Source organism: uncultured Algibacter sp. (assembly GCF_905480415.1).
In the GTDB taxonomy this organism is placed as follows: Bacteria; Bacteroidota; Bacteroidia; order Flavobacteriales; family Flavobacteriaceae; genus Algibacter_B.
In genome coordinates this window covers 26,575-36,482 of record NZ_CAJQQI010000117.1, presented here as the reverse complement: position 1 = coordinate 36,482, position 9,908 = coordinate 26,575, and the positions used below count along the sequence as shown (strand labels likewise).

Here is a 9,908-nt window from a genome sequence, read left to right as displayed (position 1 = left end):
TCTTTATCTAAAGGGAAAGCTGCAAAATACACAAAGGACTAAAGAGCTTCGTCTGCAAGTATTTGCATTAGGGATTGAAACGGCATCCTTTTTGGAGAGCTTTGGGTACGCAGTCTATTATTTAAAACGAGGTGTCAATTTATAATGAAATCCCAAATCACGTTCTGAACTGCTTCGCAGAAAGATATATTGGAAAGCCCGACCCTTTTAGGTAACCTGCCTGCCAGCACGCAGGCAGGCGCCATAAAAAAAACGATTGACAAACTGTTAGTTCATCAATCGTCAGTTTTAATTTGTACTTCTAAAATTTTACTAGCCTTTTAACCAAGCTTCGCGTAATATATTTTGAGCATCTGTAGCATCTTTCTTTTGTTTTAGAGCCTTTCCAGTTGTGTAACCTTGAGTGGTGGTGGTTTTGATAATCACTTCCTTACCGTCTCTTTCAAGTGTCACTTCTATGTCTCTTCCTGGTTTCCAACCAAACACTTCTCCTAAAACTTTATTAGCATTTTGAAGAGTTACTTCGTTTCCATCAACCGCTTTTATAATATCATTTGGTTGTGCTCCTTGTTCTTTCCAAAAACTATTTTCTAAAACACTGTCCACAAAGAAAATACCTTTATCTGGAGCTCCGCTTACTATAGGTGCACCGTTTACTAAGATATAATTAGCTTCTATTTGTCCTTCGGCCACCTCTAAGCCTACTTTTTCGAAAAAGGTATTGTAGTTGATTGGAATATCTCCAACAACATGTGTGTTTAAAAACTCTCCTACAGAAGGATACGTCATTGCTGTGATTTCTTCAATCAATTTATCATCTTCAAACGGTTTGTTTTTTCCGTATTTATTAGACAATTCTTTCATTAACGATAGAATGCCTCTGTTACCATTACTTTCTTCGCGAATTAAAATATCAACACACATACCTATCAATGCACCTTTTTGGTACACATTTAAATATTGGTCTTTGTATGGTGCTTTTAATACATTTTCACTCATAATAGTAAAACTCATAGCGTCGTTTAGTCGCTTAGAACCTTCAATTTTTCCCATTATCTTATTGTAAAAGTCTCTCTCTTCAACTAAACCTTGATCGACTTGAAATAACGTTGCGAAATATTCTGTAACGCCTTCATACATCCATAAGTGTTTTGAAAACGTTGGGTTGTTATAATCGAAATAATGTACATCTTCTGAGTGCACACTTAAAGGTGTTACAATATGAAAAAATTCATGAGAAACTACATCTATCATGCTTTCTGCTAACGCCACTTTATTGATAGACTCTGGCATCACAACAACCGTTGAGGTATGATGTTCTAAGGCCCCAAATCCTTTTGGAGACTCTGCTTTACCTTCTGATAAATACAAGTAAATATCATAACGAGGGGTAACATTTATATCTCCCAAATATGCTTTTTGGGCTTGCATCATCTTAAAAACTGTTTCTTTAAGAGACGCTGCACTATGCATCTTATTTGGAGAATATACACTTAATACAATTTTTATACCACCTACTTGAAATTCTTCAACATCAAGGTTCCCGTACATCATTGGGTTGTCTGTAATATCAAAATATCTAGGAGCAAAATAACTTGTGGTCGTGGTTTTACCATCTTCACTCACTTTTGAACTCACATTTTGTAAAGCAGATGTGCGAACATAATCTGATGCAGCAGTAACATCCAATTTATATTGATTGTTTTTTAATGAGTCAAAATATCCAATAAACCCGTGTAAGTTTAATACATAATTATTAGGTTCTAAATTCGTCCCTGCTGGTGAAAAAGGAGTGTCTTTCCCTATGCCTCCGCTTGCTTCAATATCATACGTATCATTCACTAAATACGTGATTTTGTCTAATTCTTTGGCATTCGCAATAGTCCATGTATTGGTATCTACTTTATTGACAGTCATTTTAGATCCTTTGTAATCCAAGGCTTTAAAATCGTCCACATACTTACCAAAGTCACTCACAGAATACGTTCCTTGAATCACTCTTGGCAATCTGTAGGTTACGGTTTCTAATGTAAAACGCCCCGGATTAATAGTTACAGGTGCTTTATCATCAGTGATATTAGATAAATTTATTGAAGTTTCAATAGGCAAACTTGTTGCTAAATCATTGCTGATAATTTTAGTTGACCCACAGCCAACTAACATTGCTCCGGCAAAAAACGCGAATAATGTTTTTGTATTCATTAAATTAATTTTATAGTTTTTTAATTGACGTACAAAATACCTTATTGTTACGGGCTCCTTTCTTAAGGTTTTGTTAAATTCGCAATATGCACAACCCATTAGTTAGCATATTAATTCCGTTTAAGAATACAGAAGATTTTATAATCGATTGTTTGGAATCGATTATAAAACAAACCTATACCCATTGGGAACTGCTTATTGTTGATGATAACTCAACTGACTCTAGTTTTTCTATGGTAGAAACTATTGCTCAGAAAGATAATAGAATTAAACTTCTTAAAAATTCTGGAAATGGCATTATTGATGGGCTCCAATTAGCATTTAAAGAAAGTACTGGCGAATTTATTACCAGAATGGACAGTGATGATACGATGCATCGTAACAAATTGGAAATATTATCAAATAATTTACTTAATAACGGTAAAGGACATGTTGCATTAGGCATGGTTAATTATTTTTCCGCGGAAGGTATAAAAGCAGGATATAAAAGTTATGAGATTTGGCTAAATGGCTTAACACAAAATGGGACCAATTATTCTGAAATTTATAAAGAATGTGTTATTCCCTCGCCTTGCTGGATGATTCATAGAGAAGATCTAATAGCTTGTAATGGTTTTAACCCTAACATATATCCCGAGGACTATGATTTAGCCTTTCGCTTCTATAAGCATCATTTTAAATGCATCCCGTGCGATGTTGTGTTACATGATTGGAGAGATTATAGCCATCGTACTTCTAGGACAAATGAGCACTATGCTGAAAATCATTTTATACCTTTAAAGTTAGACTACTTTTTAGAATTAGATTTTAATCCAAAAAAAACACTTGTCGTTTGGGGTGCTGGGAACAAGGGTAAGTTTATAGCAAAATCACTTATTGAAAAAAATATGCCTTTTGAATGGGTTTGTGATAATCCCAAAAAGATAGGAAAAGATATTTACGGTAAAATTTTAAGACCTTTTAATTATTTAGAAACTATTCATAATACGCAAAGTATTATTACCGTTGCAAACAAAAAAGACCAGAAAGAAATTCGCTACTATTTAGATAATTTAAACATGATGTCCATTGAAGATTATGTTTTCTTTTGTTAATGAAAAAATTTATATAGATTTGATCAATTTAAAACAATATGCAGTTTAAACACCCAGAACTTCTTTACGGATTATTTTTACTGCTCATCCCTATTATTATTCATTTATTTCAACTTCGTAAATTTCAAAAAGTTGCCTTTACTAATGTTGCTTTTCTTAAAGAAGCTACACTCCAAACTCGTAAAAGTTCACGAATAAAAAAATGGTTAATTCTAATAACTAGGCTATTGTTGCTAGCAGCTTTAGTTTTTGCTTTTGCACAGCCTTTTACTTCAAAATCGAATAGCTTTAAGACTAAAAAAGAAACGGTTATTTATTTAGATAATTCGTTTAGTATGCAAGCTAAAGGCAATCAAGGTGAATTGCTAAAACGTGCCGTACAAGATATTATGACTAATGTTCCTGAGGATGAAAATATTTCAATTATCACGAACGATGAGGTTTTCAAAAACACATCTTTAAAGGCTATTAAAAATGACTTATTAGAGCTTAATTATTCATCAAACAGCTTATCATCTGAAGCAGCATTATTAAAAAGCGTAGCCTATCTGAACAAGAAAAGTAATACTTTAAAAAATGTTGTTTTAATATCTGATTTTCAACAAGATGAATCAGATTTTAAAATCGAATCAGATTCTTTGATTAACTTTAATTTGGTAAACTTAAACCCTTTAAACAGAAATAATATTTCCATAGATAGCATTTATATTTCTGAAACTATTTCGACTTCAATTGAACTAAAAGTAATACTAAAAAATAGTGGTATCCCAATTGAAAATCTACCTATCTCACTGTACAATAATGACAAACTTATAGCAAAAACTTCTGTAGGTATTGAGCAAGATGCTGAAACCACATTTACACTTCCTATTAACCAATTGATTAATGGAAAAATAACTCTTGATGATTCCAATTTACAGTTTGATAATACGCTGTATTTCAACATCAATAAAGCTTCGAAAATTAATGTTTTAGCGATCAATGGACAGGATGATTCATTCTTAAAACGTATATATCCCAAAGCTGAATTTAATTACAATTCGTCACCCATAAATCAGCTAAACTATAATCTTATCGATTCCCAACATTTAATTGTTTTGAATGAATTGAATAGCATTCCTATTGCGTTAGTTTCAGCTTTAAAACAGTTTACGGATCAAGGAGGTTCCATAATTCTGATGCCTTCAGAAACAATTAATAAGGCATCCTATAATCAATTCTTAGCAAATTACAATAGTGGTTTTAGTGATGTAATTACTTCTGAAAAACGCATAACCACCATAAATTATTCGCATCCGATTTATAATAATGGTGTTTTTGAAAAGCAAGTTAAAAACTTTCAATATCCACAAGTGAAGAGTTTTTATAATATAGCTTCTACTAGCCCATCACCAGTTTTACAATTTGAAGATGAAAAAATATTCTTAGGACAAAAGAAGAATACTTATATATTTACCGCAGCTTTGAACCAAGATAATTCTAATTTTAAAAACTCACCCTTAATAGTTCCTACACTTTACAATATAGCAAAGCAGAGTTTTAAAATTCCTGAATTGTATTATACTATTGGTAAAGAAAACACTTTTGATGTCGCCACTAAAATGCAACAAGATGCCGTTTTATCTCTCACAAATGGGAATATAAATTTGATACCAAAACAGCAATATTTTAATAATAAAGTGATCGTAAACACTTTAGAAGACCCATCGCTTTCAGGTACTTATTTAATAAAAAACAAAGACGAAACCATTAAAAATGTGAGTTACAATTATAGCCGAAATGAAAGTAAGTTAGCATACAGAAATCTTTCTTCCATAGAAAATGTAACGGTTAGTGATTCTATCACTAAAGTTTTCGATACTATAAAAAGTGATACAAAAGTTAACGCCCTATGGAAATGGTTTGTTATTTTTGCACTAGCGTTATTGATTATTGAAATGCTCATCTTAAAATTCTTTAAATGAACATACTTATAAAATCTGCCACAATTATTGATTCTAAAAGCGAGTTTCATAATACAACTCAAGATTTATTAATTGAAAACGGTGTGATTACTAAGATTTCCAGAAGTATTAAAAACCCTAAAAATTACAAAGAAATAAAGCTTGACAACCTTCATATATCGCAAGGTTGGTTTGATAGTAGTGTTAGTTTTGGGGAACCTGGATATGAAGAACGTGAAACTATTGAAAATGGACTTAAAACTGCTGCTTACTCTGGTTTTACTTCTGTTGCTGTCAACTCCAACACAAATCCTATAATAGATTCCAACTCTAATATTACATTTTTAAACTCAAAAGCAAATAACAATGCTGTAAGCTTATTACCTATTGGAGCTTTAACCATAGGAAGCAAAGGCGAATATTTAGCTGAACTTTATGACATGAGTACTGCCGGTGCGGTTGCATTTTATGATTATAAAAAGCCAATATCCAACCCCAACTTGATGAAAATTGCTTTGCAGTATGCCAGTAATTTTGACGGATTAGTATGCTCGTTTCCGCAAGAGAATAAAATTTCTGGACAAGGTGTAATGAATGAAAATATAACTAGTACCCGATTAGGTTTAAAAGGTATTCCTGCTTTAGCTGAGGAACTACAAGTTGCTAGAGATCTATTTTTGCTAGAGTATACTGGCGGAAAATTACATATTTCAACTATTTCGACTGCAACTTCAGTCGCTTTAATTAGAGAAGCGAAGAAGAAAAAATTGAATATCACCTGTAGTGTGGCTATTCATAACTTGTACTTTACTGATGACGTTTTAATAGATTTCAACACAAACTATAAAGTGCTACCTCCTCTTCGAACGCAATCTGATATAGACGCTTTAATTGAAGCTGTAAAAGATGGAACCATTGATATGGTTACAACTGACCATAATCCCATAGATATTGAAGAAAAGAAAATAGAATTCGATCACGCTAATTATGGCACCATTGGATTAGAGAGTGCTTTTGGAGCTTTACAAAAAATATTTACTACAAAAAAGACTATTGATGTCTTAACAAAAGGAAAAATTAGATTTGGCTTCGAACACACACCAATTAACATAGGTAGTTCTGCTAATATGACTCTTTTTAATCCGGATACTAAATATATATTCTCCAAAAAAGACATGGTATCCAGGTCTAAAAATTCCATTTTTGAAAATGAGCCTTTAAGAGGAAAGGCTTATGGCATTATTGCAAACAACCAAGTCGTTTTTAATTCTTAAGCATGACAGAACAAGATATTGACAGAGGGCGTCAAAACGCCATCATAAGCTATATAACTATTATTGGAGTTATCATAGCTTATTACATGAATAATGAAGATGGTAAAAAAAGTACCTTTGCAAGTTTTCACATCAGACAGTCTTTAGGTTTATGGCTCACTTTTTTTGCCTTAGGGTACATCATTGGAAGTTTTAATAGCTGGTTAGTTACCTCGGCATTTTATTTGTTTTTTACAGTACTTTTTATTTACGGCTTTACCAATGCTATTAGCCGAAAAGCTGAAGCTGTTCCTCTTGTTGGAAACTTATACCAAAAAATATTTGGAAATCTTGGATCATAAATGATAGACAACACACTCTCTTTACATCACGTTATTCGTAAATCCACCTTAACCGAAAATGCACCACTATTAATTATGATGCATGGTTATGGCAGCGACGAAAACGATTTATTTTCTTTTGCTTCAGAATTACCAGAAGAACTTTTTATAATTTCTGTAAAAGCACCTCACCCGATGCAACCTTATGGAAATGCTTGGTATGCTATTAATTTTGATGCCGATAAAGGAAAGTGGAGCGATAATGAAGAAGCTATAGAATCTCGCGATTTAATTGCAACATTTATTGATGAAGTAGTAACAACGTATCCGGTAAACAAAAACAATGTATCTCTATTGGGGTTTAGTCAAGGTACTATTTTGAGTTATGCTGTAGCTTTGACCTATCCTGAAAAAATTAAAAATATTATAGCACTAAGTGGCTACATCAATAAAGATATTTTTCCTCAGGATATAGAAAATCGAGATTATTCAAAATTAGATTTTTATTGCTCACACGGAAGCTCAGATCAAGTAATTCCAGTGAATTGGGCACGACTTACATCTCCTATTTTGGATAGCTTAAATATTAAGTACAAGTATTCAGAATTCCCTGTTGGTCATGGTGTAGCGCCACAAAATTTTTACGAGCTTAAAGATTGGTTAAGTACGCGCATTTAACTTATTGATCTTAAAAATTATAAATAAAAAAATCCAGCATTATGCTGGATTTTTCATATCATAAAATTAGTATTCCCTAGTTGTTTATTACCAACCTAAAGCCTTCACCATGAATATTAAGTATTTCTACTTTATCATCTAGCTTCATATACTTACGGAGTTTCGCAATATATACATCCATACTCCGCGATGTAAAATAATTGTCATCACGCCAAATTTTAGTTAATGCTAATTCTCGTGGCATTAAGTCGTTTTCATGTAATGCTAATAAACGCAATAACTCATTTTCTTTTGGTGATAGTTTAACTGGATTCTCACCATCAAATTTTAAGAAACGCAGTTTAGAATTTAAATCGAAACGCCCAATTTTAAACTCAAATTGTTTACTATCTGAAATGGTTTCGGTAGCTTTTCTTTGTATAATAGCTTTAATCTTCATTAAAAGCACCTCACTATCAAAAGGTTTATTTAAATAATCATCTGCCCCGACCTTATAGCCTTTCAAAACGTCTTCTTTCATCGTTTTAGCGGTTAAAAACACAATAGGAACATCTGTATTTTTCTCTCTTATTTCTTTAGCTAATGTAAACCCATCTTTATAAGGCATCATAACATCTAATATGCATAAATCGAAATCGTCTTTCTTGAATTTCTCAAAGCCTTCCATACCATTTTTAGCATGTGTAACTTCATAATCATTCATCATTAAATAATCTTTAAGAACGGTTCCAAAATTCGGATCGTCTTCAACTAATAATATTCTTTTTTTATGCTCTTCCATAGTTACGATATTAACGGTAGCTTTATAATAAATGTGCTTCCTTTTTCCTTTTCTGATTCTACTGATACATGACCTTGATGGTCTTCTACAATTCGTTTAACATAAGCCAGGCCTAGACCATGGCCTTTTACATTATGAATATTTCCCGTGTGTTCTCTGTAAAATTTTTCAAACACTTTTTTAGCAGCCGCTTTACTCATACCACTGCCATGATCTTTAATTTTTAAAATAATATTTGTCCCCGCATTTTCAGTATGCACTTCAATTTTGGGAGCCTCTGGAGAATATTTTATAGCATTATCCAGAATGTTTACTATAACATTGGTAAAATGAGTTTCGTTAGCTAAAACTGATGACTTTTCAGCGTTGAAAAACGTTTTAATATAACCTTTTCTATCTTCTACTAAAAGCTCTACATGTGATAAAGCGTCTTCCACTAAGTCGTTTAACTCCACTCTATCCTTACTAATGTTTAGTTCATTTTTTTCTAGTTTAGATATTCGTAGTACATTTTCAACTTGCGCATGCATACGTTTATTTTCTTCTTTTATCATCCTAAGGTATCGTAACACCTTTTCTTTATCATCAATAACTTTAGGGTTTCTAATAGCATCTAATGCCAAGTTAATAGTAGCTATAGGTGTTTTAAACTCATGCGTCATATTATTAATAAAATCCGTTTTAATTTCTGAGATTTTACGCTGTTTTACCAACTGAAATAAAGCGCTTGAATAAGCAAGTATGATAATAGATGTGAAAATCACCGACAAAAGAATCATACCAATAATACCTGATAAAATAAATTTCCTATCATCAGGGAAATTAACTAAAAGTCTATACGGTGTTTGATTGTTTTCATCATAAAAAATAGGAACTCTAAGTTTAGAATTGGGATCATACTCAAAGTTATCACTACGTACTTTAGTTGCTAAATCATTACTATATATGGCAAATTCAAAATCGATATCAATACCATCTTTTTCAAGTTTCTCAGATAACAACTTTTTAATTTCTTTTTTAGAAACGCGCTTATGAATTGGTGTTCGTTTTGAGATTTCTTTAAAACTCTTATCAAAACTTAACCTCTGTGCTTCATCAATAGTACCACTTCTAATAATTTTCGTAATCGGACTTTTAATATCCTTTTCAGCAATTCCTGTATTGTCATATATTTCAGCTGTTGATTTTGCTGTAATATTTTTAATATCAAGACTATCTAAACCAATGTCAAAGAGCGAAGAAGATAGTTTATAGTTTTCTTGTAAAACACTACTTCTGTAAATGAGCGTTTCTTTTGTGCTGTTATTTTTCTGATATATTAACAACTGAGAAACAGCATCTTCATCTGTTTTTTTCTCACTATCTAAGTTCAAAAACTTAGAGAAATACATTTCTGATTCGTTTTCTTCAATGGTATTAGAAACATAATTAAGCGCTTTAACAACATTAAATTTAAAACGTTCATTTTCGTTATCTACCGAATCATTAATATAATAAGCTTGAATAGCAATAATACCAACAAGAGACAAGCTCATGAGTATTATTAACAGGATAAATAATTTTTTGCCCATCATTCAAAATTAACATTTTAACATTTAGTAATCTTATGTTTTAAC

Annotated in this window: 8 protein-coding genes; 5 read left to right on the top strand and 3 right to left on the bottom strand. The window is 31.9% G+C overall.

The window, feature by feature from the left end; genetic code table 11:
* Positions 1 to 312: 312 nt before the first annotated feature.
* Positions 313 to 2,202, bottom strand: coding sequence for a peptidase M61 (locus QZ260_RS08270; protein WP_295984952.1), 1,890 nt, complete (start codon positions 2,200 to 2,202; stop codon positions 313 to 315).
* An 86-nt stretch (positions 2,203 to 2,288) separates the two neighbouring features.
* On the opposite strand from QZ260_RS08270, the gene QZ260_RS08265 reads away from it, so the two are divergent.
* Genes QZ260_RS08265 through QZ260_RS08245 form a run of 5 tightly spaced genes read left to right on the top strand, consistent with a single transcriptional unit; the run spans position 2,289 to position 7,511 of the window.
* A complete protein-coding gene (locus QZ260_RS08265) occupies positions 2,289 to 3,296 on the top strand; it encodes a glycosyltransferase family 2 protein (RefSeq protein ID WP_295984950.1) in 1,008 nt (335 codons plus the stop codon).
* 38 nt (positions 3,297 to 3,334) lie between these two features.
* Positions 3,335 to 5,260, top strand: a complete 1,926-nt coding sequence (locus QZ260_RS08260; protein WP_295984947.1) for a BatA domain-containing protein — start codon at positions 3,335 to 3,337, stop codon at positions 5,258 to 5,260.
* The gene (locus QZ260_RS08255) at positions 5,257 to 6,513 is read left to right on the top strand and encodes a dihydroorotase (protein WP_295984944.1); all 1,257 of its coding nucleotides are present in this window, start codon (positions 5,257 to 5,259) and stop codon (positions 6,511 to 6,513) included. The genes QZ260_RS08260 and QZ260_RS08255 overlap by 4 nt, the downstream gene beginning before the upstream one ends.
* A 2-nt stretch (positions 6,514 to 6,515) precedes the next feature.
* Entirely contained in the window at positions 6,516 to 6,854 is a 339-nt protein-coding gene (locus tag QZ260_RS08250; protein WP_295984943.1) for a hypothetical protein, read from the top strand.
* Positions 6,855 to 7,511, top strand: coding sequence for an alpha/beta hydrolase-fold protein (locus QZ260_RS08245; protein WP_295984941.1), 657 nt, complete (start codon positions 6,855 to 6,857; stop codon positions 7,509 to 7,511).
* Between the two features lie 76 nt (positions 7,512 to 7,587).
* Here the strand turns inward: QZ260_RS08245 and QZ260_RS08240 are convergent, their stop codons facing one another.
* Positions 7,588 to 8,292, bottom strand: a complete 705-nt coding sequence (locus QZ260_RS08240; RefSeq protein ID WP_295984940.1) for a response regulator transcription factor — start codon at positions 8,290 to 8,292, stop codon at positions 7,588 to 7,590.
* A gap of 2 nt (positions 8,293 to 8,294) precedes the next feature.
* The gene (locus tag QZ260_RS08235; RefSeq protein WP_295984957.1) at positions 8,295 to 9,863 is read right to left on the bottom strand and encodes a HAMP domain-containing sensor histidine kinase; all 1,569 of its coding nucleotides are present in this window, start codon (positions 9,861 to 9,863) and stop codon (positions 8,295 to 8,297) included.
* Between the last annotated feature and the right edge of the window lie 45 nt (positions 9,864 to 9,908).

Excerpts from the sequence above, each read along its gene's own strand:
- QZ260_RS08270 (WP_295984952.1), bottom strand. The coding sequence starts at position 2,202 with ATGAATACAAAAACATTATTCGCGTTTTTTGCCGGAGCAATGTTAGTT.
- QZ260_RS08265 (WP_295984950.1), top strand. The coding sequence starts at position 2,289 with ATGCACAACCCATTAGTTAGCATATTAATTCCGTTTAAGAATACAGAA.
- QZ260_RS08260 (WP_295984947.1), top strand. The coding sequence starts at position 3,335 with ATGCAGTTTAAACACCCAGAACTTCTTTACGGATTATTTTTACTGCTC.
- QZ260_RS08255 (WP_295984944.1), top strand. The coding sequence starts at position 5,257 with ATGAACATACTTATAAAATCTGCCACAATTATTGATTCTAAAAGCGAG.
- QZ260_RS08250 (WP_295984943.1), top strand. The coding sequence starts at position 6,516 with ATGACAGAACAAGATATTGACAGAGGGCGTCAAAACGCCATCATAAGC.
- QZ260_RS08245 (WP_295984941.1), top strand. The coding sequence starts at position 6,855 with ATGATAGACAACACACTCTCTTTACATCACGTTATTCGTAAATCCACC.
- QZ260_RS08240 (WP_295984940.1), bottom strand. The coding sequence starts at position 8,292 with ATGGAAGAGCATAAAAAAAGAATATTATTAGTTGAAGACGATCCGAAT.
- QZ260_RS08235 (WP_295984957.1), bottom strand. The coding sequence starts at position 9,863 with ATGGGCAAAAAATTATTTATCCTGTTAATAATACTCATGAGCTTGTCT.